The organism is Allobosea sp. RCC_152_1 (genome assembly GCF_041360765.1).
GTDB classification, from domain to species: domain Bacteria; phylum Pseudomonadota; class Alphaproteobacteria; order Rhizobiales; family Beijerinckiaceae; genus Allobosea; species Allobosea spartocytisi.
Map to the genome: position 1 here is coordinate 299,952 of NZ_JBFUPU010000005.1, position 23,255 is coordinate 323,206.

Annotated in this window: 24 protein-coding genes and 1 tRNA gene; 7 read left to right on the forward strand and 18 right to left on the reverse strand. The window is 65.7% G+C overall.

Annotated features, from left to right (window positions below):
- Positions 1-22: 22 nt before the first annotated feature.
- Positions 23-418 carry a MarR family winged helix-turn-helix transcriptional regulator gene (locus tag AB6806_RS18580; RefSeq protein ID WP_112764904.1) on the reverse strand — a complete coding sequence of 132 codons (396 nt, stop codon included), beginning with the start codon at positions 416-418 and terminating at the stop codon, positions 23-25.
- Positions 419-504: 86 nt separating this feature from the next.
- Here AB6806_RS18580 and hisE point away from each other — a divergent pair, with 86 nt between their 5' ends.
- Together hisE and AB6806_RS18590 are read left to right on the forward strand one after the other, a co-directional pair.
- Positions 505-885, forward strand: coding sequence for a phosphoribosyl-ATP diphosphatase (gene hisE / locus AB6806_RS18585; protein WP_370955112.1), 381 nt, complete (start codon positions 505-507; stop codon positions 883-885).
- Positions 886-1,129: 244 nt separating this feature from the next.
- Positions 1,130-1,206 (forward strand) — tRNA-Arg (locus AB6806_RS18590).
- On the opposite strand, the gene AB6806_RS18595 is transcribed toward AB6806_RS18590, so the two are convergent.
- The 14 genes from AB6806_RS18595 to AB6806_RS18660 all read right to left on the reverse strand — a co-directional run bounded on the left by AB6806_RS18595 (position 1,177) and on the right by AB6806_RS18660 (position 16,552).
- Complete coding sequence (locus AB6806_RS18595; RefSeq protein ID WP_370955113.1) at positions 1,177-2,838, reverse strand: recombinase family protein; 1,662 nt, start codon at positions 2,836-2,838, stop codon at positions 1,177-1,179. The genes AB6806_RS18590 and AB6806_RS18595 overlap by 30 nt on opposite strands.
- Positions 2,839-3,150: 312 nt before the next feature.
- Complete coding sequence (locus AB6806_RS18600; RefSeq protein ID WP_370955114.1) at positions 3,151-4,872, reverse strand: hypothetical protein; 1,722 nt, start codon at positions 4,870-4,872, stop codon at positions 3,151-3,153.
- A gap of 111 nt (positions 4,873-4,983) precedes the next feature.
- Entirely contained in the window at positions 4,984-5,484 is a 501-nt protein-coding gene (locus AB6806_RS18605) for an RraA family protein (protein WP_370955115.1), read from the reverse strand.
- A gap of 234 nt (positions 5,485-5,718) precedes the next feature.
- Positions 5,719-6,153, reverse strand: coding sequence for a hypothetical protein (locus tag AB6806_RS18610; RefSeq protein ID WP_370955116.1), 435 nt, complete (start codon positions 6,151-6,153; stop codon positions 5,719-5,721).
- A 39-nt stretch (positions 6,154-6,192) separates the two neighbouring features.
- Positions 6,193-6,579, reverse strand: a complete 387-nt coding sequence (locus AB6806_RS18615; protein ID WP_370955117.1) for a hypothetical protein — start codon at positions 6,577-6,579, stop codon at positions 6,193-6,195.
- Positions 6,580-6,628: 49 nt separating this feature from the next.
- A complete protein-coding gene (locus tag AB6806_RS18620) occupies positions 6,629-7,789 on the reverse strand; it encodes an AAA family ATPase (RefSeq protein ID WP_370955118.1) in 1,161 nt (386 codons plus the stop codon).
- A 65-nt stretch (positions 7,790-7,854) separates the two neighbouring features.
- On the reverse strand, positions 7,855-8,796 hold the full coding sequence (locus tag AB6806_RS18625) for a hypothetical protein (protein ID WP_370955119.1): 942 nt from the start codon (positions 8,794-8,796) through the stop codon (positions 7,855-7,857).
- Between the two features lie 125 nt (positions 8,797-8,921).
- Positions 8,922-9,866, reverse strand: a complete 945-nt coding sequence (locus tag AB6806_RS18630) for a hypothetical protein (protein WP_370955120.1) — start codon at positions 9,864-9,866, stop codon at positions 8,922-8,924.
- A 126-nt stretch (positions 9,867-9,992) separates the two neighbouring features.
- The gene (locus AB6806_RS18635) at positions 9,993-10,991 is read right to left on the reverse strand and encodes a hypothetical protein (protein WP_370955121.1); all 999 of its coding nucleotides are present in this window, start codon (positions 10,989-10,991) and stop codon (positions 9,993-9,995) included.
- Between the two features lie 120 nt (positions 10,992-11,111).
- A complete protein-coding gene (locus tag AB6806_RS18640) occupies positions 11,112-12,113 on the reverse strand; it encodes a hypothetical protein (protein ID WP_370955122.1) in 1,002 nt (333 codons plus the stop codon).
- Positions 12,114-12,232: 119 nt separating this feature from the next.
- Positions 12,233-13,639 (reverse strand): exonuclease domain-containing protein, encoded by a 1,407-nt coding sequence (locus tag AB6806_RS18645; RefSeq protein WP_370955123.1) that lies wholly within the window; start codon positions 13,637-13,639, stop codon positions 12,233-12,235.
- 10 nt (positions 13,640-13,649) lie between these two features.
- The gene (locus tag AB6806_RS18650) at positions 13,650-14,108 is read right to left on the reverse strand and encodes a hypothetical protein (RefSeq protein WP_370955124.1); all 459 of its coding nucleotides are present in this window, start codon (positions 14,106-14,108) and stop codon (positions 13,650-13,652) included.
- 403 nt (positions 14,109-14,511) lie between these two features.
- On the reverse strand, positions 14,512-15,666 hold the full coding sequence (locus AB6806_RS18655) for a YbfB/YjiJ family MFS transporter (protein ID WP_370955125.1): 1,155 nt from the start codon (positions 15,664-15,666) through the stop codon (positions 14,512-14,514).
- Positions 15,659-16,552, reverse strand: a complete 894-nt coding sequence (locus AB6806_RS18660) for a LysR family transcriptional regulator (RefSeq protein ID WP_370955126.1) — start codon at positions 16,550-16,552, stop codon at positions 15,659-15,661. The genes AB6806_RS18655 and AB6806_RS18660 overlap by 8 nt, the downstream gene beginning before the upstream one ends.
- Before the next feature lie 80 nt (positions 16,553-16,632).
- Between AB6806_RS18660 and AB6806_RS18665 the strand changes: the two genes are divergently transcribed.
- From AB6806_RS18665 to AB6806_RS18675, 3 genes are all read left to right on the forward strand, one after another.
- Positions 16,633-17,703 (forward strand): NAD(P)H-dependent flavin oxidoreductase, encoded by a 1,071-nt coding sequence (locus tag AB6806_RS18665; protein ID WP_370955127.1) that lies wholly within the window; start codon positions 16,633-16,635, stop codon positions 17,701-17,703.
- Positions 17,704-18,093: a tautomerase family protein gene (locus tag AB6806_RS18670; RefSeq protein WP_370955128.1), complete on the forward strand. Its 390-nt coding sequence runs from the start codon at positions 17,704-17,706 to the stop codon at positions 18,091-18,093.
- Between the two features lie 77 nt (positions 18,094-18,170).
- Positions 18,171-19,151 carry an NAD(P)H-dependent flavin oxidoreductase gene (locus tag AB6806_RS18675; protein WP_370955129.1) on the forward strand — a complete coding sequence of 327 codons (981 nt, stop codon included), beginning with the start codon at positions 18,171-18,173 and terminating at the stop codon, positions 19,149-19,151.
- Positions 19,152-19,283: 132 nt separating this feature from the next.
- On the opposite strand, the gene AB6806_RS18680 is transcribed toward AB6806_RS18675, so the two are convergent.
- Both AB6806_RS18680 and AB6806_RS18685 read right to left on the reverse strand, forming a co-directional pair.
- Positions 19,284-20,186 carry a dihydrodipicolinate synthase family protein gene (locus AB6806_RS18680; protein ID WP_370955130.1) on the reverse strand — a complete coding sequence of 301 codons (903 nt, stop codon included), beginning with the start codon at positions 20,184-20,186 and terminating at the stop codon, positions 19,284-19,286.
- 39 nt (positions 20,187-20,225) lie between these two features.
- Positions 20,226-20,852: a LysE/ArgO family amino acid transporter gene (locus tag AB6806_RS18685; RefSeq protein WP_370955131.1), complete on the reverse strand. Its 627-nt coding sequence runs from the start codon at positions 20,850-20,852 to the stop codon at positions 20,226-20,228.
- A gap of 68 nt (positions 20,853-20,920) precedes the next feature.
- Here AB6806_RS18685 and AB6806_RS18690 point away from each other — a divergent pair, with 68 nt between their 5' ends.
- Together AB6806_RS18690 and AB6806_RS18695 are read left to right on the forward strand one after the other, a co-directional pair.
- Entirely contained in the window at positions 20,921-21,856 is a 936-nt protein-coding gene (locus tag AB6806_RS18690) for a LysR family transcriptional regulator ArgP (protein ID WP_370955132.1), read from the forward strand.
- Between the two features lie 126 nt (positions 21,857-21,982).
- The gene (locus AB6806_RS18695; protein ID WP_370955133.1) at positions 21,983-22,609 is read left to right on the forward strand and encodes a tyrosine-type recombinase/integrase; all 627 of its coding nucleotides are present in this window, start codon (positions 21,983-21,985) and stop codon (positions 22,607-22,609) included.
- Positions 22,610-22,794: 185 nt separating this feature from the next.
- Here the strand turns inward: AB6806_RS18695 and AB6806_RS18700 are convergent, their stop codons facing one another.
- Positions 22,795-23,250: a hypothetical protein gene (locus AB6806_RS18700; protein ID WP_370955134.1), complete on the reverse strand. Its 456-nt coding sequence runs from the start codon at positions 23,248-23,250 to the stop codon at positions 22,795-22,797.
- Positions 23,251-23,255 lie beyond the last annotated feature (5 nt).

Consider the following 23,255-nt stretch of genomic DNA (forward strand, 5'->3'; position numbering starts at 1 on the left):
TATGTCCGAAACAAAGGCTTCGTCAGTTCGCCGCGACGGCTTCCAGCAGCGCCAAGGTGGTGGGGCCGAGCTCCTGCTCCATCTGGCTCTGAATACCGTCCCAGAGCGGCCCAGCCTCGTTCAGGAGCGCTTGGCCGCGTTCGCTCAGCTCGACCATGGCCTCGCGCTGGTCATCGCCACGGCCGAGCTCCACCAGCCCCATGCGCTGCAGCACGCGGACATTGCGCCCGATGGTCGAACGGTCGAGCTCGGTCAGGCGGGCGAGCTGCGTCAATGTCAGCGGGGCGTTCCGCTCGATGTTCCGCATCAGGCTGTACTGGGCGATATTGATGCCGAGCGGCGCGAGCGCGCGATCATAGATCCCGGCCACCCGACGGGTCACGGTTCTCAGGACGGTGCAATAGCAGCGGGAAGGCATTTCCGGGGTATATACCCGCAATCCCTCCGCGGCAAGCCCTCGCCTGCCGCTGTCATCAAACTCACATTTGGCCGCTTGAGGGTCGGATGATGAGTGATTCGGTCCAGAGACTTCACGCTGCCATCGGGCGGACCCGCGGAGGCGACCCCAGCCGCTCGCGCACGGCCAAGCTCTTCGCCGGCGGCATGGCCAAGATGGCGAAGAAGGTGGCGGAGGAGGCGGTCGAGACCGGCATCGCCGCACTTCAGGGCCAGCGTCGCGAGACGATCCTGGAAAGCGCCGACCTGATCTACAATCTCGTCGCCCTCTGGGCGGCCATGGGCATCGAGCCGAACGAGATCTGGGGCGAACTCGAGCGCCGCGAGCGGCTGTACGGGATCGCGGAGAAGCTCCCGAAGGGCCGCCCCCCTGCCCGGCCCAAGCGCGAACCGCGCCCGAAACTCGCCATCGGCTCGCCTGTCGGCTGACCGTTCGGCGGCATCGAACCCGATCCGGCGATCTGCTTTCCGGCCACCGGGCTCGGCTCGTCGCGGCATTGTAGGACGCCGCCTCGGCGTCTTCGGCCCGCTTGTCCAGCCGGGTGACGCCCAGCGCTGTCCACAGCCGAGCCCCTTTGCGAGGCACCGTCATTTTCTGGGTTGCCAAGACGAAAGCGAGCGGCTACATCCGCCGCATCAGGCCAGACGCGCAAGCGTCTTGACGCACTGATACGCGCCCGTAGCTCAGCTGGATAGAGCATCAGACTACGAATCTGAGGGTCAGAGGTTCGAATCCTTTCGGGCGCGCCATTTCGGTACAGATCTGCGAACTTCCTGCACATTGGCGGGGCCGTCCTTGACGGCCTGCGCCAGCGCGTGGGTACTTCCGATGAGACGGACGACGTCGTCGTCGACCTCCACGCGATCGAGCAGCGCCCGTAGGTAGCCTTTCCGGAACGGGATTGGGCCATTCGCGATGTTTTCCGTGACAAGCTGGCCGAATCGCGCCAGCCCCTCGTGGGAAAAATCCTCTTGACCCGATCGCGGCGCCTGCAGCCGTTCGAGCTCGGCATCGACCTTTGCGATCTCGTCGCGGCGCAGGGCGATGCGGCTTTTGATTTCGTCGTCGACGATATCGCTGCTCTCAACGAGGTCGACGAGGCGGCGAAGTTTGTCCCTGGCCTCGAATCGGGCCTGTTCCAACCGCTTGATCCGGGCTTCGACGTCTTCGGCACGACGCGAGCGGGCGTCGATCACAGCCGACAGGACGCTGGCCAAGCGATCCGGTTGAAGGAGATTTTTCGTAAGGGCCTCGACGACGAGGCTGTCGAGGCGATCCATTCGGATGGAGCGTCCTGGACAGGCGGCCTTGCCCTTCCTGGCACAGGCCGAGCAGGTGTAATATTGATAGACCTTACCCTTGCCGCCCGTGCCGGTGCGCAGGGTCATGGCGGCGCCGCAGCGACACGAGGCGAGCCCCGTCAGCAGAATCGGCCCGGTGACGACACGCGGCGCGATAACCTTCGGGCTTCGCATCGGAAGAGCCTGCTGGACCCACTCGAACAGGGTGCCATCGACGATCGGCTCGACCGCGCCATGGATATGCTGATCGGCCGGCTTCTGGCGCAGCGTGCGGGAACAGCGGCGGTTGAATGTCGTCTCGCCGATATAGATGCGGTTGGTCAGGATCGTATGGACGGCGGCCACCCCGAACAGTCCACCACGCTTGGTCCGATAGCCGTGTTCGTTCAGCCAGGTCGCGATCATCTTGACGCCCATCGGACCGCTGCCACGATCGCCATCGCGGTACAGGATGAAGATCCGGCGGACGAGCTCGGCGTCCACAGGGTCGACGACCAGAACCTTCTTGTCGCGATTGCCGTGCCGGGCGACGACCTTCGTCGTGAACCCCAACGCGACCGGCGAGCCGTTGTAGAACCCCTGACGGGCATTCTCCTTCATCACGCGTTCGACATGCTTGCCGTTCTCGCGCGACTGGTACTCGTCGAAGAGGGTGAAGACCTGTCTGACCAGGGCACCCGACGGGTCATCGGTGACAGCTTGCGTCATCGACACGATGGCGACGCCATTCTTCTCGAGCTTGCGGCGGTAGTATTCGAAGCTGAAGGAATCGCGGAAGAAGCGCGAGAAGGAGTGGACCAGGATGACATCGAACGGCCTGTCGTCATCCACCGACCGGTCGATCATGGCCTGGAACTCCGGCCGATTGTCGTCCGTCGCCGACAGCCCCGCGTCGGTATAGGTGGCGACGAGCTGCCAACCCTTCGCGGCGATATAGTCCGCGATCTGCCGCTGCTGATCGGGGATAGAAAGATCGCTCTCGGCCTGCCGCCCCGTCGAGACGCGGCAATAGGCGCAGACCTGAAGGGGACCGCTACGCGGGAGCGCGACCGTCGCGACTTTCTTCCGACCAGTGATCACGCCTTACCGACCTCAATCTTCGCCCAGCAGAATCTTGTCGATCTCAGCCCCAAGATAATGGCACAGGAGCTCGATTTCCCGAGGGGTGACGGACAAATTCTCAAACCCGCATTCGATCAGGACGTTTTCCCTCTCGCGCCTTCGACGACCGGCCTTTCCTCCAGACACACGACTGCCCCCGGCCGGGAGGCCGGGGGCAGCGTCGTCTCGTTTCTGGTCCGGCCTCCTGGCCATGGTGGCCTCCAGTGGGGAGGCCGACCAAGTCGATCAGATCGGGGCTTAAAACTACGGGGAGAACCTCGGGCGGACCGATCAGGACTGGAGATTGAGGGTCTCGGCGTAGATGCTTTCCTGGGGGCTGAGCTCAACGAAGTCGAAGGCGGTCGCTGGCTCCCTCGGCAGAGTAAGGACCACGGCGCATTTGCCGCGCATGGCGGCGATGCAGCGCCGGATGAGATCGCGACGCAGGGCCTTCGACCTGACGGGATCGCCGGCGGCGAGCGCCAGCGCTTGATCGAAAAGATCCCATTCCGGAGCGACGGCATGCTCCTGCCCGGGGACCGAGCGGATATCGTCGACGATGAACAGCTCCTGCGCCATGAGGCAGGTCACGACCATGCGGCCGTGGCGGTTCAGGTCGCCGATGGCGGCGAGCCAGGCGTAGAGAAGCGTGTCACGGGCGGTGTCGCGCCAGATCCTGGCCGGATTGAATCGGCCGTGCAGAGCCAGCAACGCACGATCCGCCCGAAAGACCTGATATTCCGCACGGGTGGCTTGATAAACAATACCGTCGGCCATCAGTTCGAGGATGTCCCGCCAATCCTCGTGGTTAGGGGCATGATCTCCGTTGATGCTGTGAACCTTGTGAAGGTGTCCGCGCAGCGTCTCCGAGAGGCAGAGCGCCTTGAAGGCTGCTTCGATCAGCTCGAAGCCGTGATCGGCCATCGTCGCCGGAGCGGGCACGCCGTGAAGCGCGCGCCAGTCGAGCCCGAGCTGGGCCAGGCCGGCGTGAACGGGCTTCGACCACGGTCCATCGCTGCCCGGACGCAGCCTGTTCCAGCTCTTCAGCCTTTCGGCCAGATCCTTGGGGGCGCCGACCATGGTGTCATAGCGCGGATCCGCGCTGACGATCGTATGGCCGGCCTTGTTCCTCTTCTCCTCGGGGGACTGGCGCCCGATCAATCGGAACAGCGTGAGAAGGTAAAGGATCAGGATAAGCTCGGGAAAGCTCATCGCGGCCCGCGCCGGCCGCCTGATCAGCTCGCGGTCGAAGGTGAGATCGACGTCGAGATGCGTCTGGTCCGCCCGTTTCATCCGAGGCCAATCGATCGGGCTGGGAATGATCGAGTCGAGCGCGACCGTGACACGTCCGGTCCTCTGGTCGGCCGTGGCCGCGGTGATCGCGATCGGAAGGATGGAGATCGCGTCGGGATGCTGGGCGTTCGGATTCAGGTGTCGAGCTCGGGCATGGTCGGAACTGACGATCGCAGCTCCGACCGGCGGCGCGGTTTCGCCATGGGCCGGCTGCTTGGGCGGCGCGGCGGGCGGCGTCGTCTCGGTGCAGGTCCGCTGCGGCCACAACTGCGCGAGCGGCTTGCGACCCTTTTCATCGACGAGCGCCGCGGAGATCACGAAACAGCGGATCGTCGCCTTGCCCTTGCGGATATGCGTGTTGAGCCGAATGAGGCCGTCGAGCAGCCGGAAGCGGGTCTCGCTGGTTTTGTCCTCGATGAGCACGACCGGCTGGGACGGGAGGGGCTCGGCATCGACGTCGGCCTCAGCCTCAGTAGGCGGCTTGGCCAGAAAGGCCTGCCGGTTGCGCGGCACCGATCGGCGCACGATGTCGATATCGATCTCCTGCGCCGGAAAACCGCCGCCGGACGCGATCTCCTCGTTGAGATAGCAGGCGATCGCGAAGACGCTGACGGTCTCTCCGTTGTAATCGCGAGCTTCCCCAAAGCGCGGGGAAGCGAGGTCGGCGGCACAGAAGCAGCAATGAGGGGGCGGGAGGTCGTGGGCGGGATTCTTAAGCATGTCGTCTCCGTGAGTTTGCGAATCAGGTCGATGACCCATGATCCGCCTGCCCCGGCGATTGGACAAACCATGAACACTGTGGTGGTTAACGAGCCCCGCGTCGCATTACCGCTACTTGATCGAAAAGCGCTGCTGGTAGCGCTCCTTCTCGACCGCGACGACGCCGTCGGCATCGCCGACGATGTAGTGCATTGCCGAGACGTGCCCACCATCGATATCGATCAGGCCGGGTTTGGCCAGGCCCGTCTCGGCCGAGGGGACCCTGGGCGTCGCCGCGAAGGCGAGAACTGGGATCCGCGCCATCTCGATGGCGGCGAGGTGGGTGACCAAACCGAGAACGACGAGGGCCTTGCAGCCCCCCGCGACGGCGCTGACCACCTCCTGGCGACCGACGACCGCGGTCCTGCCGAAATGGCTGCCGTCGACGATCACGACGCGATCTTTGGCGCCGGAGCGCAGCAGCTCGTTGAGCTCACGCGTCCCCTCGTGGACGATGATGGGCATGGCAAGCCCCTCGAACTCGCGGATGTTGGTATAGTTGGACGTGCTGGGCAGGACGCCCACATGGAGCCCCAAGGTCTGGTGGACCTGGGAGGACTTGAAGCGCGACATGTTAATCTCCGATCGAAACGTGCCGGAGGTACCGGGTACCACCGAGGCGGCACCGGGATCGATGCACGCCAAACGAGACGATCGACGATGCGCCAGGTCGAAACTACGGGGCGAACCTCGGGCCGACAGATGCCGTCCAAATCACGCGTTTTTCTTGGATCCTCTAAGCCCCGGTGCGCAGCCCGCCGCGACTGACGGCGGGCTGGCTCATGTCGGCAGTATCCGGACGAAACTCTACGCCGCCGGGTGAAACGCCTGCCCGAACCCCTGTCCCCTGGATTTCCAGCTCTTGGCGGCCCGGCGCTGCGGGTTCGCGACATGATCGTGAATGATCAGCTCGACGATACGCAGGAGACGCTCGGCGTCGCGGCCCTTGGGGCGGAAGAAGTAGAACTCCTGCGCGGCGCTCGCACGCTTGGTCTCGCCGAACCCGTAGCCGGTCGCGCGCATGAACTGCTCCGGCGCGATGCCGAGCAGAGCGCAGTGAGCCTGCCCAGCCGGGCTCGCCAGCCAGGGATTGAGCGCGGCGTTGCGCATGCGGTGATGAAGGCGCTTGTCGAACTCGCGCACCGACAGTTCGTCCGGCAGGCGGATCGCGAGCGAGCGCTCCGCGAGCATGACGGGCGAGCCCCTGAGCGGGGCGCTGGGCGGCAGGATATGCTGGAGCATCCAGTTGTCGTAGCCGAGGTCGGAGCAGAGCCCATCGGGTCAGACGGTGAGCGCGCCGTAGTGATCCGCGTTCAGTTCCCGCATCCGATCGCGGAGATTTACCTGCGCCGTGACCGAGACCTTGTGCACCGCCATCCTGAGGCGGCGAGCCAGGCCGAGCAGGCCCGTCGCCACCGGCATCCGGTTGTCCTCGCCGCAGCCGGCGCAGTACACGAACACCAGCCTGCCCGGCTTATAGGCTTCGAGGAAGCGCGGCATGACGAAGGCGTCCTCAGGCAGCTGCGCGACCGCCTTCCCGCCGACCCGCGGCCACCGGGTCGGGTACCATTCGGTGACTGCGCCGGCGCTTCCCTCCGGCAGCAGCCGGCTGCCGATGGCGCGCTTTGCCTGCATGGTCGCGCTCTTGCCGTGATCGATCGTCGTCATTGTCTTGTTTCTCCGTGCAGGGTTTCCGGGGGCATTCCCGTTCTCACCCTCAATCTCCTGTCCCTTCCCCTCTCGACTTCGGCCGAACGAACCCGATCGGCGTCCTCGCGCCCATTGCGTCGGAGATGGCCTCCGCGGCGGTGATATCCGAGACGTTGAGGTGCCGCCGCCCGGCCTGCGCGGCGAAGCCGAGCGCCAGCGTGACGAGCCGGCGGATGCCGCGCGGATTGGTCTGGGCAAGCCGCGCCAGCATCGCCTCGTCCGGCAAGGCGAACGCATTGCCGTGAGCCGTGATGATCTCGCCGGCGATGCGGCTGGCGATCGCGCGCACGATAGCGCCTTCCGGCGGCGTGATCGCGACGACGAGAAACCGGTCCAAGATGAAATTTGGCAGCGCCTCGAGATCGTTTGCGGTCGCGACGATCAGGCAGCGCGACAGGTCGAGCGGGATGCGTAGATACTCATCGACGAGGGCGCAGGCGTTCTCCGGCTCGAGCAGTCCAAGAAGGCTGTGGTAGGGCTTCTCGGTCGAGTGGGTGACGAACTTGTCGACCTCGTCGAGCAGGATCAGCGGATTGGCGGTGTCGCCCCCCATCATGGCTTCGGTCAGCACGCCCATGCGCGCCCCACGCCAGGTCGGCGGGTGACCGATCAGCAGCGCTTGCGCGTCGGAGTTGGTGGCGCAGCTGAACGGATGCTGTTCGACACCGAGCGCCGCGGCGAGCCGGCGGGCGAAGTGGGTCTTGCCCAACCCGGGCGGGCCGACGAGCAGGAGCGGCGGGAAGGCGAGCGCCGTGTCGGTCACGGCCGAGAGTGCCACGGCCCGCTCGATCAGGGCGATGACGGCCACAAAACCCGGGCATTCCTCGCGGAGCAGAGCGAGACGCTCCGGGGTATCTGTATCCGTCACGACGAGGCGGCGCAGCGGATCCTGGGCGGTAAGCGCGCGCAGCCGTTCGAGCCGCGTCTGCTCGTCGTTGGAGGCCGCGACGAAGGGCATGACGGTCTCGTCGAAGAGGTCGCCGCCAGGATGGGCCAGCCTGATCTGCCTCAATAGGGCTGGCTTGTCGAAGATCGCGAGCGAGGGTCCGCGCTGCGGCGCGTCCGATCTGGCATCATCGCTAGGCTTCGCTTCCAGTTCGAACGCCTCGCCATCGGGACGTTGCCGGCGCAGATGGCCGAGCAGCACATGGTTCGCGTGGTCACGCAAGGTTTGGACGGATCCGATCTCGGCGTCGTCGGAAGTTATGGACGTCTCAGCGCTCATGACAGGCCTCACAACTCGACGCCGCTGAGGCGCGTGACGAACGGCGGGCCCTGCCGGGCAATCCGCCGCCCGACGCCGAGCGCGATCTCGACGAGCGCCCGCATGTGATCGGGATCGACGGCGCGCTCGCAGATCAGGCAATCGACCTCCATCTTCGCGACGAGATCGTCTTGGGTGCGCGCGGGCCAGAGCCCGATGCGGCAGAGTTCTGCATAGGCGAGGACGAGCGCGCCGCGGACCGCCCCGTACCAATGCGGGCTGATGTCATCCTGCTCCGACCAGGCATCGACCGAACCCAGACGGGCTTTGGCCTCGTCGAGCAAGGCGATCAGGTCGGGCGAATTGTTGAACCACGCTTCCAGCGCAGGAGCGTCCTCGAGCAGGTAGGCGCCGGGCACCCTGGCGTCGCCTTCTACGGCCTCGCCGCAGAAACCGCCGCGGAACCGTCTCGCCGCCTCGGTGAGTTCTGGCGGAACGCGCCCGTCGCGGGTGAGGCCCATGTTTTTAGAAGAGCCGGAGCGCCGCAGGGCGCGCATCATCAGCTCGGCGGCATGGACGCCGCCTCCGTCGGCGTACTGCAGCGAGCGCTCCCGTGACAGCAGCGTCCGGGCGAAGCGATCCTCGGGCGAGATCGTGGGCACGAGCAGCATGGCAATCTCACCGGCGTGGGCGAGGACCGCCAGGGCGTTAGCGGTATCGATACGGTGATCGAGCGCAGACGCGTCTGCTTCCGCGAGCGCGAGGAACCGCTCGTACTGCCTAGAATGCTGGAGAGCACGACCGCGCAGGGTGAGGAGCGAAGGCAGACGTTCGAACAGCGCGGCATGGCGCTCCAGGTTGTCAGAGCCATCGGGCAGAAGCGTCTCGAAAGCGGCGAGCTCATCGACGACGAGCCTCGTGCCGGTAGTGAATCGGAGATCGTGAAGCGTCGAAGCGATAATGTCGGTCATGGTCTGGCTTGGTCCTGGGGGTCGGCTTGTCCGCCCTTTCACCGACCCGCCCCGTCATGATGAAAGGCGCGCCGGTGCAGACGCGCCCTCCAGACTGTCCGCTGTGAATGCCGCCGACGCGGCTGTCAGTCGTGTTCCGCGACGTTCAGGAACCGCGAGCTCTGTCCCGAGATCGTCTCGCCCTGGCCGAAGGCGATCTCCCACAGCGCTCCGAACCGGTCTGGGTCCGCAGCGCGCGAGCGGACGAGATCGCGCGCGGCGATCTTGGCGCCGACGTCATCGTCGTAACGAGCCGGCCACAGCGCGACGCGCAGGAGCGTGGCGTAGGCCAGGATCAGCCCGCCCTCGATCGCGTCGTTCATCATGGCATCCGGCTCGGTGATGGCGCGCAGTTCGTCGACCACGGCCAGCAGCTGCTTGGCGCGGCCGAACAGGCCCGCGAGATCGGGCGCAGCAGTGAAGTACGCTTTCAGGCTCTCGGCCTGCTCCAGCGTGTAGACGCCCGGCGTGCCGGGCTCGGCTGCCTCGGCCTTTGGCTGCAGTGCGCCGACGCGGCGCGCCATCGTCTCGATGATTTCGCGCACGGCGTCGCCGGTCTCAGGCAGCGTCAGATGACGCGGTCGCTTCTGCAGTTCGCCGAACGCCCGGTGGGCGAGCGCGGTCTCCTCGCCATCGCCGTTCCGCCGCGTGTGGCGCAGCAGGCTGCGGCCGAATTGCTCGCGCGCCCAGACGTCGTCTTGAGAGCGCGCCGGCAGCAGGAGCAGCGCCAGGTTCGAAGCATTGGTCACGATCGTGAGCGCGTTGACGACGTCGATCCAGGTCTCGACCTGGTGCGGCTCCCGGGCGATGAGCCCAATGATGCGGCGGACCTGCTCGGTATGAGCCTGGCCGCGGCCCCGGATTTCGAGCAGGCCGGGAAGCTGGTTGTGGAAGAGCGCGAGGCTCTCGATCTCGGACGGCGCTTCGGGGACGAGGCGCTCCAGCCCTGCGAGATCGTCGATGACCTGGTGCCGGATCGGGTCGATGGCGATGGTGCTGAGCAGCTCGTCGCGGCGGGTCTTGGTGTTCATGGTGTTTCCTTCGAGTCCTGTGGGGTGATCTGCTCTCGGCAGTCGCTTCCCCGCTTCTTCCGGCATCGAAAAAGCAGCGCCGGTGTCGGCGCTGCCTTCCTTGTCGCCGCGTGTGCTGCTCGGCTGTCAGACCAGTTCGTTGAAGTCGAAGACCAGGTCGTCGCGGGCGTCCGGCGGCAGCGACTTGACCCAGGCGGCATCCGCTGTGACGTGCCTGACCGCCCCCTGCATGTTCACGGGATCGCCGAGTTCGCCGCGCAGGTTCATCAGCGCGACGATCTCGCGCTTGGTCGCGAGCGCGGCACGGGTGTGAACCGGCCAGATCATGACCCGCGCCGCTGCGAGGTATCCGGCGATGCGGCTGCCTTCGGCCGCGACCATCAGCTCGCGCGCATTCTCGGGCCCGCGACTGGCGAGCGCGATCAGCCGGTCGCAGGTCTCGAACATCTCTCGCGCCCGCGTCAGGAGCTGATCGAGATCGGGCGCGGCCTTGGCGAAGCCGATCCAGGCGGCGATCTGCTGATGGGCGTAGGCCGGCAGGCCTCCACGCAGCTCCAGCCCCTCGGTCAGGTTCCAGCGCTCCAGCGGCCAGGTCGAGAGCCCGCGCTGGTCGCCCTGCGGACCCGCCGGAGGCGGTGGCAGCATCAGCTCGGGTACGGTGAAGGCCGCCCGCTTCCAGCGAATGCGACGCGCCAGCGTCGCGCTGATCGTCGAGACATAGGTTTTGTCGCGGCGGTGATGCAGCGCGCCGGTCTGCTCGGCCAGCGCCAGCTTCGCCGCGGCCTGGTCGAGGTCGTCGGCCGGCCAGATCGCGGTCAGAGCGACGAGGCTGAGGCTCATGATCTGCAGGCCGGCGCAGACGTGCTCCTGGACATCATGCTCCAGTTCCTCGAACAGCCCGAGCCGGAACTCCTCGCTCTGCAAGCTCTTGGCGGTCCGTGCCGCGGTCTTCAAGTCGATCGGCTGGCGGCGGAAGGCCGCGAGTTCGTCGACGCTGGGATCGTCGCCCCCGGCGATCTCCATCGCCGCCGCGATCGGATCGCGCAGCGCCTTGTCGTCGTGCTCGTCCACCGGGCCACCGGTGCGCGGGGCGAGCGAGCGCCCGCCCTGGTCATTCTTGCTCATGGTCAACTCTTTTCATGTGGGTCGCGACCATCTGGCCGCACTTTCCCCTCCGCTCCTGAGAATCGCAGATGGCGCCCCATAGGGACGCCATCGCCATGTCCTGTCTCTCCGGCGATCCCGCTACACGATCGGGAGCCACTCGGGATTTAGCTGGAGCGTGCCGTCGAACTGGAAGTGCTTGGCGATCCAGTTGGCTTCGCTGACGAGATGCCGGATCGCGGCCTGCTGATGCAGGGGATCGAACCTGCAGGCGCGGTCGTTGATCAGCGCGACCAGCCTGAGTTTGGCCTCCGCATCGGGCGAGTGAAGCATCGCCGGCCAGATCGCGGCTCGAGCCGCGGCAAGATAGCCGAGGATGCGCGCGCCCTCCACAGCCCGGCGAATCGTCGCGCTATCGGGCCCGTTGCGATCGGCGATCACCGTGAGGCGATCGGCGATCGCGATCATCGCGCTGAAGCGGTCGACCAGCGTGGTCAGGTCGGGATAGGCCTCGACGAAGGCGCTCCACCTGGCGATGCCGCGCGCGTCCAGCGTCGCCGAGCCCCCCGTCAGCGGGACCGCATCGACGAGATCGAAGCGCGACAGGGGCCAGGTCACGAGACCCCGGTCGGACGGCGCCGGCACAGCCGGGCCCGGAGGCACGACGAGCGCGCCGACGTCGAAGGCGGCGCGGTGCAGCCTAATGCGGACGGCGTCCTCGGCCGAGAGCATCGGCGCGACCTCGAAGTCGGTGTCGCCATAGTGCGGCTGCGTCTCCCGGGCGAGCGACTGCTTGGCGTCGACGTCTTCGATCGTGTCGGTCGGCCAGATCGCCACGATCGCCGCGCAGCTCAAGCCGACGATCTGCAGCCCGACCTGCGCCATGCGATCCTCCTTGGTCTGATCGAGGCCGTAGGGCAGTCGCCCCGCCTCGTCGTTGCAGCGCTTCGCCTCGATCGCGAAGCGCTTGAGATCGGGCGCGTGGTCGCGCACCGCGATCAGCTCGGCGAGCGAGGGATCGTTGCCGATGCCACGGATCGCCTCGGCGAGCGGGTCGCGGATCGGCCCGAGCGGCCGATCACCCCCGTCCTCGTCATCGGTCGGCATCGGCGTGATGCTCCGGTCCTGGTCGTTGTTCGTCATGGTCTTCTGATTCCTGTGGGTCACAGCCCCATCGGCTGCGCTTCACCTCCGCTCTCCGGAAACGAAGAAGGCGCCGTCGCCGGCGCCTTCTCATCGTCATTCGTCCCGGACTGTTCGGTTCAGGCCGCGAGCTGGAAGAACCGGTTCTGCTCGCTCAGCCAGCGTTCGATCGCGTCGAGATGCCCATGTCGGCCGGCATCATCGCCAGGAAGCGTCTGGCGCAGGATCGCGACCTCACTGAGGGCCTTCGGCAGCGTCAGCCAAGGCACGTCGCCTTCAGTCGTCAGCCGGTCGCGCAGCCAGGCCTGGCCCTTCTGCCAGGCCGCTGGCGGCAGCGTCTGCGGCGCCTCGAGCAGGGTCAGCCGATTGGCGAAGGCCTTTAGCCGCTCGTCACCGAACCCGACCGAGATCGCGGCGCGGTCCTCCCAGGGCGACGCATGCCAGAGGGCGCAGGCCCGGGCATCTTCGTTGGAGAGGAAGCCGCCCCCGTAAAGCGTCGCCTCGGGATAGGGAGAGAGTTCGCGATCGGCGAAGCGATTGGCCAAGGCCGTGGCTAGGTTCGACCTGAAGCCGGCGTGCTCCCGGACACGGGCGGCGCGCTCGTTGTAGAGCGCGAGATCCTGCTGCTCAGGCTGCAGGGCATGGCAGCCCTGCTCGTATCTGACGAGGATCGGCTGAGCGTTGGTCTTGATCGTTCGGATCGGACGAACACCACGCTGAGAGAACAGCGCGACGATCTCCTCGGCGGGCAGGTCGAGATAATCAGCCGGATCAACCGTCAAGTCGACCGCGGCCCACGAGGTCGCCACCGTCGGGTTCGGCGTCACGCCGACCACCGGGGTCAGCCGGGAGGCGCCGCCGAGCAACAGCAACTCGCCGCCGGCGAGCATCCGGTTCGCCACAGCCTTGTCGGCCAGGCCAAGCATGGTCGCCACGATCGCCGGCGCGGCCTCGCGCAGGTGCCGGAACAGGGCCAGCGTCGCTTTGGTGTCGGCCAGAGCGTCATGCGCGTCGTCCTCGGACAGAGCGATGCCATTGGCGCGACAGATGTCGCCGAGCTTGAAGCTCGGTTTGCCCGTTGCGCCGAGCGGTACGGTCGATGCTCCCGGCTCCAGCATCGCGACCGCCCGCACCATGGTCAGCAGGTCGGCACGGCGGTGGCCGTTCAGCTGCGTCGCATAGGGCGGCAGGAGATGGGTGAAGAAGGCGTGCCTGAGCACCTCCTCGTCGAACCGGATCGTGTTGTAGCCGATCACGGTCGCCGGCGCCCAGGACCCCAGCGCCTTGGCGATGATGTTCAGCATCTCGGTCGACGACAGCGGCGCCTGCTCGAGCTGCTCGGGCCGAATGCCGGTCGTCAGCAGAGCGCCAGGCGACGGCACGATATGGGCCGGCAGCCGGCAACGCAGCGAGAGCTCGCCCAACGGCTCGAGGTCTGGGCCGGCATGGATCAGAGCCGCTTGCAGCGGCACGTTCCATTGAGCCTCGAGACCACTGGTCTCGAGGTCGTAGATCACGAAGGACATGGGCCAGGCCTCAGTGCCGGCTCGGCGAGCCGGGCGACATCGGCACCTTGCTCAAGGTGATGCCGAGCTCGCGCGCATCCTGCTGCATCGCGGCCTCGACCATCACTGCGGTCCGGGTCCGGCGGATCTCGTCCTCGTCGAAGGCCATGGCTTCGTAGATGACGATCTTGCGCTCGAAGTGCCCGGTATCGCGCGCGGGAGCTTCCGCCAGCATGAAGGCGTAGAGCCGCGCGTGAGCACGTGCGCCCTCCGCCATCTGCAGGGCGGTCAGACCGCCATGCTCCGGAAACGACCGCTCCGGCTCCTGCTCCAGCAGCAACGCGTGCGCCAGGGCCTCCTGCCAGAGCAAGAAGAACCGCTCCGGCTGACCGGTCGTCATCCGATAGCTGCGCTGGTAGCGCGACAGATGCGCGTCCGTCGGACGTGCTTCATCGATGGCGGTGTCGCCGCCTTCCCTCGTACTCTTCATCCCCATACCCGTTCCGGTTCGTCTCTCCCGGAACGGCTCGTCGGCTCAGGTTCGCGGGGGTTCCCAAAACTGGGTTCCGATCACTGCCGCTCCCAAAATAATCGTCGCCGAAGGAGCGCCAACGCGCAGTTTTGGCCCCTAGCCGACGTCTTGAGCGTCCGCTTATGGACAGCCTGCTGAGGTTGGCAGTAAAGCAGCCATAGGTGGCGCAAGGGGCTGGGCGAAGGTTGGCCTCACTGATAGCCGAACCGCGTCTGCACTCTGCTCCTTTGATCGGTACCCCCGGTACAAAAGGTCGGCGAATGGCATGCGCGTCGGTGCGATCCACACGCCGACACCGATCTGATCGGCGCTGCACCGGTTTAATCCCCATGGCAACCTGAAGATCTATGCTGAGGCCGCCTTAGCCCGCTTCTTGGACGCGACCTGCTAGCGATAATACTGCACCTCCTAAGAGCGCAGCTCCCGCTATCGCCAGGGAAACATCGAACGACTGCGACCGCGAGTAAACCATGTCGGCCACAAGGGGGCCGACGATTTGGCCGATACCATAGAATGTCGTCATGACCGCCAGCCTGTTGAACTTCACCGCCGCTGCCGCCTTGCGGCCTGCGGGCAAGGCAATCGTCGCGGTCCCCATGAAGGTTCCGCCGACTAACAAGGCGCTCAGGATGTATGCCACCGGCGTGTGCAGGAGCGGCAGCACCACTCCCACCGCCTGGACGATCAGATTTGCAGCTAGGCTGACTCGGGTTCCGAAGCGCTGGTGCATGGCATGCCAAAAGAAGCATGAGGGCACGGCGCCAAGACCGAATACTGCCCAGATGTGGACCGGATCGGTTGACTTGAGAACCTGGCCGACCAGGAGCGGCAGGTAGGTCGCGGTGATGATGTAGCCAAATCCCGCCAGCCCATAGATCGCGATCAACATCGCGGGGCCAAGCGGGCGCGCGCCGGACGATTCCGGACCAGCGGCGACGGCCTCAGCCCTCACGGGGACCTTGTCGGCCCGCCTCTGCATCACGATGGCGACGACGGCCAGCACGCCCGCGCCCGATGCGAGCAGGAGCCAGATCGTCGTGCTGGGGAAGCTGGCAAGATGGCCCAGGGCGATCATCTCCGCGGAGACCAGGATGCCAATTCCGACGCCGGCGTACAGGGTGGGAGCGCCATGGTGATGCTGGCGATCGTGGATCAGCCAGTGCGAGGCGGCGACCATTGCGAACGCGCTCGAAACGCCCGCGAGCCCGCGTACCGTGATGATGCCCCATTCAGGCAGTGGAAGGGCCAGGACGCCGAGCAGCGCTACCGTCGAGAGGACGGCGACGTTGCAGATCTGCCGGCTCGGGACCCCGGGGAGGAATGCGCTCATAATCGCGCCGATCAGATATCCGGCGTAGTTGGCGGACGCCGCATAAGATCCGCCTTGCACCGAGATGACATGGTCGGAAATCATCAGCGGATAGAGGCCGGTAAAAGCGAACCGGCCAAACCCCATGCCGATGATCAGCACGAGCGCGGCGCCGATCGTCGGCGTCGCGTTGCTTTGCCTATGCATCGAGGCTGTCCTTGATATCGGAATACCCCGCAAGCGTCTTTCTGAGCTCGACAAACGCCGGCGTCGAAAAGCCCGGTCGGCAAGCGAGATAGGTGTCCACCCGCATCAGTGCCTTCTCCTCGACTTCTCCCGTGTGACGCATCAGGTCGAGCACGGTCCGAGGCATGATGCTGAAGCACGAGCCCGCCGCCGTGCAGGCGAACATGGCGTGATAGGAGCGGACCTCCTGGACTGCGAAACGTCCTTTAGTCGTGCCGAAGCCCGTCAACCACTCTTCGGCAAGCATGCGATAGGTGCATCCCGGTCCGAAGGCGGCAAGGGACTTCGGCTGGATATCCTCGGCATGGCGAACCTCGCGATGTCCAGGCGGGAGAACGAGCACCAGGTCCTCCCGGAAGACAGGCACCTTGTCGAGCTCATGCGGTCCCAGCCACCACTCCCCCGAGGGAACGGCGATCAGCGCACAGTCGATACGGTGTGCGAAGAGCGCGTCGATCAGGTGCCTGGTAGGCCCCGTCGACAGATCGATCGTGACGTCGGGCCACTGCTTGTTGAAGTTCGCAAGCGCAACGGGCAGCCGGCTGGCGACCGTGCACTCCATCGAGCCGATACGAAGCACTCCGGCGGGCCCGGCGGGATTGACGACCTGAACCGCCTCGTCGGCGAGGTTGAGGATGCGGTCGGCGTAATCGAGATAGGTCCGCCCGGCATCGGTGAGGGTCATGCCCTTCCGCTCGCGCAGGAATAGCGGCACGCCCAACTCTTCCTCGATCTGTTGGATGCGGGTCGTGACGTTCGACGGCACGCGACCCAGCCGTTCCGCAGCGCGCGTGATGCTCTGTTCCTTGGCGACGGTCCGGAAAACCGCAAGGGCAGCGAAGTCCATATAGATTCTCCATATCAGAATATTCTTGACTATCTATTCTTATTTTGTGAATTTGCAATGGCTTTTCCGAGGAGGCCGAAATGTTGGACGTGCTGGGATTGAAGGTGCCGATCATCCAGGCGCCGATGGCGGGCGTCTCGACACCCGCGCTCGCTGCCGCAGTGTCGAACGCCGGCGGGCTGGGGTCGATCGGCGTCGGCGCGACGGATGCGGCCGGCGCCAAGGCGATGATCTCGGACCTGAGGACGCGGACCAACCGCGCCTTCAACGTCAACGTCTTCGTTCATGGGCCTGCCACGGCAGATGCCCAGCGGGAAGCGGCCTGGCTTGAATGGCTGGCGCCTTTATTCGTCGAGTTCGGGGCTGAGCCACCCAAGACGCTTCGAACCATCTACAAGAGCTTCGCCGACGACGAAGAGATGCTGGCGATGCTGATCGAAGACGTGCCGCCCGTCGTCAGCTTTCATTTCGGCGTGCCGTCCCCCGAAGCGATCAGCGCGTTGAAGGCAGGCGGGACCGTATTGCTCGCCACCGCCACGAACCTAGAGGAAGCGGAGAAGCTCGCCGACGCCGGGATCGACATGATCGTGGCCCAAGGTATCGAGGCCGGAGGGCATCGCGGCGTGTTCGACCCTACCGCTCCGGACGATCAGCTTGGAACGTTCGCTCTGACACGGCTCTTGGTGCGAAAGACCAAGCTTCCCGTCATCGCAGCCGGCGGCATCATGGACGGAGCCGGCATCGCGGCGGCTCTCATCCTCGGCGCGAGCGCGGCCCAACTGGGCACGGCCTTCGTCGCTTGCCCGGAATCGGCCGCCGACGAGGCGTACCGGGCGGCCTTGCTGGGCCCTGGTGCCCATCGCACCCGCCTGACGTCCGTGATCTCGGGACGGCCGGCGCGAGCGCTCGCTAACCGCTTCACGGACTTGCACGCGAGCTTGACCGACCGCCTGCCGCCTGACTACCCCATCGCCTACGACGCCGGCAAAGCGCTTCACGCGGTCGCGAAGGCGAGGAACGAGCACGGCTTCGGAGCGCAGTGGGCTGGCCAGGGCGCGCCGCTTGCCCGCGCCATGCCAGCCGCCGACTTGATTGCAACCCTCGTGCAGGAGCTGGAAGCAGGTATGCGCGCTCCGAACGGGAACCCATAAATGCCTCTTCTACGGATAGATGTCGTCAAGGTACGCACGTCGTTTGAGCTCGCCACCTTGTTGCAGGCGGTGCACGACGCGATGGTCGAGGCATTCGAGGTGCCGCATCGCGATCGCTACCAGGTGCTGACCGAGCATGAGCCGTCGCACCTGATCCTGCAGGACACGGGGCTCGGCTTTGAGCGAAGCGATGGACGCATCCTGATCCAGGCCACGTCTCGGCCTCGCACCACAGAGATGAAACAGCGCTTCTACGCCCTTGTCGTTCAGTATCTCGGCAAACGATGCGGTGCGCGGCCCCAGGACATCGACGTCTCATTCGTCGAGAACACCGACGCCGATTGGAGTTTCGGCTTCGGCAGGGCTCAGTTCCTCACCGGCGAGCTCTAGCGCTCCGCCGCTGGCCTGACATCAGACACAAGCGCCCGGCAAACGGGCCATCCGTGGTTCAATGGGAGGATAGGTTCATGATTTCGACGAGGTTGACGCAATTTTTCGGCATAGAGCACCCGATCATCCTAGCTCCGATGACGCCAGCCGCCGGTGGCGCTCTGGCCTCTGCGGTGAGCCAGGCCGGCGCGCTTGGACTGCTCGGCGGTGGGTACGCCGACCGCTCTTGGTACGAGGAGGAGACCCGCAACATCACGCATCACCGTGTCGGATGCGGCTTCATCACCTGGTCCGCCGAAAAGGACCTGGAACTCTTCGATCGCGCACTGACGGACAGGCCGACCGCGATGATGCTGTCGTTCTCCGACCCCGGCCTTCTGGCGGCGAGGGTCAAGAAGGCTAAGGTGCCGCTGATTTGCCAGGTTCACACGCCGGAGCATGCGAGGCGCGCGATCGACGTCGGTGCAGACGTCGTCGTCGCGCAGGGCACCGAGGCCGGTGGCCATGGTCTCGATGAATACTCGACGATGTCGCTGTTGCCTCTCGTCGTCGACCTTGCGGCTAAGCACTCGCCGCACGTCATGGTAGGGGCGGCCGGCGGTATCGCCGATGGTCGCGGATTGGCTGCCGCGCTTGAGCTCGGCGCGGATGGCGTCCTTATGGGAACGCGGTTCTGGGCGACCCAGGAAGCCCTGATCCACCCGGCCGCCAAACTTAAAGTCGTCGCCGCCGATGGAGATCAGACCATCCGCACGTCCGTCTACGACATCGTCAGACAAAAGGAGTGGCCGCGCGGATACACGGGCCGCCTCCTGAGGAACGCATTCATCGAAAAGTGGCACGGCAGGGAAGCAGAGCTTCAGGGCCTGCGGGCAGAGGAGCTGCTGAAGGTGGAGGAGGCCTGGTCGGCCGGTGACTATGACACCGCCAACGTTACGGTCGGGCAGGCGATCGGCCTGGTGCACGACGTGCCGCCGGCGGCCGAGGTCGTCGCGCGGATAATGCTCCAAGCTTCGCGAGTGATCGGGAAATTCGCACCTCGGGCGGCGAACGCCTGATCGCAACGCCGAGGATGGCTGGGCGAAGCAGTTTGGCGTCCGCTTTACGTCGGGGCGTGAACGGCAGCTCTTGGCGCATCCCATCCAGAGCCCGGCGGCGCCGATGCTGGCGCATTTCGCCGTTGATCACGGCTATCCAATGAGTGGTTCCATCGCGTCGGCGACGGCTTTGCTGACCGAGCCGTCCAGCGGCTGGACGGGCAAGGGCGGCTGCCCGGGCCTCAGCCCGAGCTGATCGGCGATGAGGTACATTACCCGCAGGCTGCCGTGCGTGCGAAACAGAGTCCAGAGTGGCTCCAAGGCCGCATCGGCCGTGGTGGTGGCCTCCCGATCGCCTGACAGGGCGGCGCGCGTCAGGCGCAGCGCCGGCACGGGCAGAAGGCCTGCGACGACGCTGTACCAAGCGTCCGCGCCGGCCAGCAGGGCGGAGGCAGCACCCCAATCGCCGCTGTAGCCGATGATCAGCCCTTCGCGGCAGGATGAGCGCAGCCGGCCGATCTCGCCTGCGAAATCGCCATCGGCGGGAAGCGGCATCTTGATCGCCGCGATGTTGTTCACCCGGGAGAGACGCGACACCAGTTCCGGCGAGAAGCTGAAATGGGTCGTGCTGGGATTGTTGTAGATGCAGATCGGCAGGCCCGTTGTTGCCGCCGTGGCCTGGAAATGGGCAAAGACCTCGTCCTGACTCAGCGGCGCATAGGAGACGGGCGCGAGCAGCAACCCATCGGCACCCAGCCGTTGGGCATCGCGAACCAGCTCATGCACCCAGGACATCCGCATGGCGCCGATGCCGGCGATCAGCGGGACACGGCCTGCGACGGTCTCGACGGCGCAAGCCAGGGCGCGCGAGCGCTCGCTTCGATCGAGATAGGCATAGGTCCCGGTGCTGCCCAACACGGCGATCGAATCGACACCGGCCGAGACGAGCCGGTCGATCATGACGGCGAACGCGTCTGTATCGACCACGCCATCGGCATCGGCCGGCGTAAGCGGAAAGGCGGATAGCCCTCGAAAGATCGATGCTTCGACCGTCATGTGCGCGTGTCCTCTATCGGTCGAGTTGTAAGGCATCGATCAGCTTGCCAGAACACCGCGCAGCAGGCTCGTCGCCAGCGCTAGCATCGCGACACCGATCGCAAGATCGAGAATGCGCCAGGCGACCGGGCGGGCAAAGATCGGGGCCAGAAAGCGCGCGCCGAAGCCCAGTGAAGCGAACCAGGCGAAGCTGGCGCTCGCTGCCCCGATGATGAAGGGCGTTCGCTCGTCGGAAGGCAGGCTCGTCCCCACCGCGCCCATCAGCAGCACGGTGTCGATATAGACATGCGGGTTGAGAAAGGTGAAGGCCGCCGTGCCCGCCAGCGCTGCACCGAGCGTCATGCCGGCCTGCCGGTCGACGACCATGGCGGAGGGCTGAGCTGACCGCCGCAGCGCCGAGACGCCATACCAGGCGAGGAACGCTGCTCCGGCGAGGCTGAGCGCCGTCGCCAGCCCGGGCACGAGCGCGAGAGCGCTGCCGAGGCCGTTGGCGCCAGCGACGATCAGCGAGGCATCGGCCGCCGCACAGAAGAGAACGATCGGCCAGACATGCTCGCACCTGAGCCCTTGCCGGAGCACGAACATGTTCTGCGCGCCGATGGCGGCGATGAGCCCGAGCGACAGGGCGAAGCCCTTGGCGAAGGCAAAAAGGAAAGCGCTGGTCATGACAGCTTGATGCGCGGGGTCGGCCGTGTAGTCTAACTCAATATCGTAATGTTGGATTAGACAGACTAATGCTGGATTACCCTTCATTGGTGGCTGTCGCCGCCGTCGCGCGTGAGGGCAGCTTCGAGAAAGCTGCGGTTGGGCTGGGCGTGACGCCCTCGGCGGTGTCGCAGCGGATCAAGGGGCTTGAGGACCGTCTCGGCGCGATCCTGCTGGTGCGCGGGTCGCCCTGCCGCCCGACCGAGATCGGTGCCAGATTATGCGCTCATGTCGAACAGGTCCGGCTGCTCGAAAGCGAGGTCATCGATACCCTGCCGGGCCTGACCACGCGGACGGCCGGCCCCGCCACGCTCCGGGTCGCGGTGAACGCCGACAGCGTCAGCACCTGGTTCCCCAAGGCGGCGGCGACATTCGCGGACGAGACGGGCGGCCTGCTCGACTTCGTGCTCGACGACGAGGCGCATACCGCCGATCGGCTGCGGACGGGCGATGTCCTGGCGGCGGTGACAGCCGACCCCGCACCGGTCGTCGGCTGCAAGATCCATCCGCTCGGGCAGATCCAGTACGTCGCGGTCGCTGCCGCGGGTTTTGCGGCTCGCCACTTTCCAAGGGGTGTCGACGGGCAGAGCCTGCAGGAGGCGCCGATGCTGCGGTTCGACCGTCGCGACGATCTTCAGTTCCGCTGGGTGCGGGAGGCATGGGGGACGACCATCACGCCGCCGACCCATTGGACCCCGTCCACGCAGGGCATGCTCGACATGACGCTGGCGGGCCTGGGATGGTCGATGGCGCCGGTCATGCTCGCAATACCCTTGATCGCCGAGGGGCGGCTGGTTGAGCTCCCGCCGCATAAGCGGATTGCCGTGATGCTGTACTGGCAGCGCACACGGCTAGCGGCGCAGCTGCTCGATCGGCTTACCCAAGCCGTGCGAAAGGGCGCAGCGGAGGCATTACGGCAGGACGCCCGGTGCGGACGAAGAGGAGTCGTCGAGGTCGTCGGTTAAGGAAGCCAGGTTCAACTTCGAGCGTCTGGTTTGAGGCGAAACTCCAAGGTCTGAAAGTGGCGCATCCCGTTGACCGGGCTGTGATACACTCGTGATCGGATGCCGCATCCCAATGGAGGATGCGCTATGTCGATCGAATATCAGCAGGGCCATGAGCGCCGAGCTTGGAATACGGGGCGGCTGATCGGCCCGAAACCGCCACTGAAGCCGCGTCATATCTGGGCTATTCGAACACGATTGCAGCATGACCATCGAGTGCGCGATCTTGCGATGTTCAATCTCGCGATCGACAGTAAGTTGCGGGGCTGCGATCTTGTTCAGCTTCGCGTGAGCGACGTCGTCCTGGGTGGGACGGTGAGGTTACGAACCTCGATCATCCCGCAAAAGACCGGCCGGCCGGTGCCGTTCGAGCTGACCGACACCATACGTGACGCTCTGACAGCATGGCTTCGCGGGCGAACCTGCGTTGCCAACGACTGGCTGTATCCAAGTCGCAGCCGCGCAGGCGATCACGTCACGACGAGACAGTATGGGAGATTGCTCGACGATTGGGTTGCGCTTATCGGCTTGGATCCCGCGCTCTGCGGGACTCACAGCCTGCGACGGACAAAAGTGACGCTGATCTACAAGCGCACCGGAAACCTTCGAGCCTGCCAGCTCCTCTTGGGCCATTCGAAGCTCGAAAGTACGGTGCGATATCTTGGCGTCGAAGTCGATGACGCCTTGCTCCTTTCCGAGCAGACAGATCTCTGAAGGCCAGACGGCGCGGCGGTGTCCGTCGCGCCGTCAATTGCGTCAAAGATGGCTCCGAACTAACAGTGGCGAAATGCGGAACGTCCGATTCAAGGTACGGCAGCTACGTCCCGATTTTGCGCATCTAGCACGGGAGCGGATCTCTCCGGATCCCATGCCGTTCATCGAAAGGTGGGCAACCCGCGTTAGGAAAACGCCGGTGAACGGTTGGTGGTAGCCCGGGGCGAAAACAGCATGGCCATGAAGATCGTGTAGGCGACGGCCGACATGACGAAGACGATGCGGGTCGAGAAGGATTCTGTGGCGGAACCGGGAAGCGGCGAAACGCCGGCTCCGAAGACGATGAGGAAGATCGTCAGGGCGCCGGCAAACACCTTGGCCTTGGGATCGCCTTGCACGGCGCGTCCGCCGAATGCCAGGCCTGCGACCAGAACGATCAGGAAAAGCATGATCAACGATGGGCGGACCTGAAGCGCCGCGAAGGCGACGGACGCGGCGAAGCCACCGAACAGGTTGACCAGAACGAGACCGAGCGCCGTCTTCGCGCTGGCGCCGACGTCGACCTGCAAGAGGAGCGAGGCGACCGTGATCGGAATGACGATCGCCGTCGCGAGGCTTTCCTGCGTCAGGCATGCGGCCACCGCGA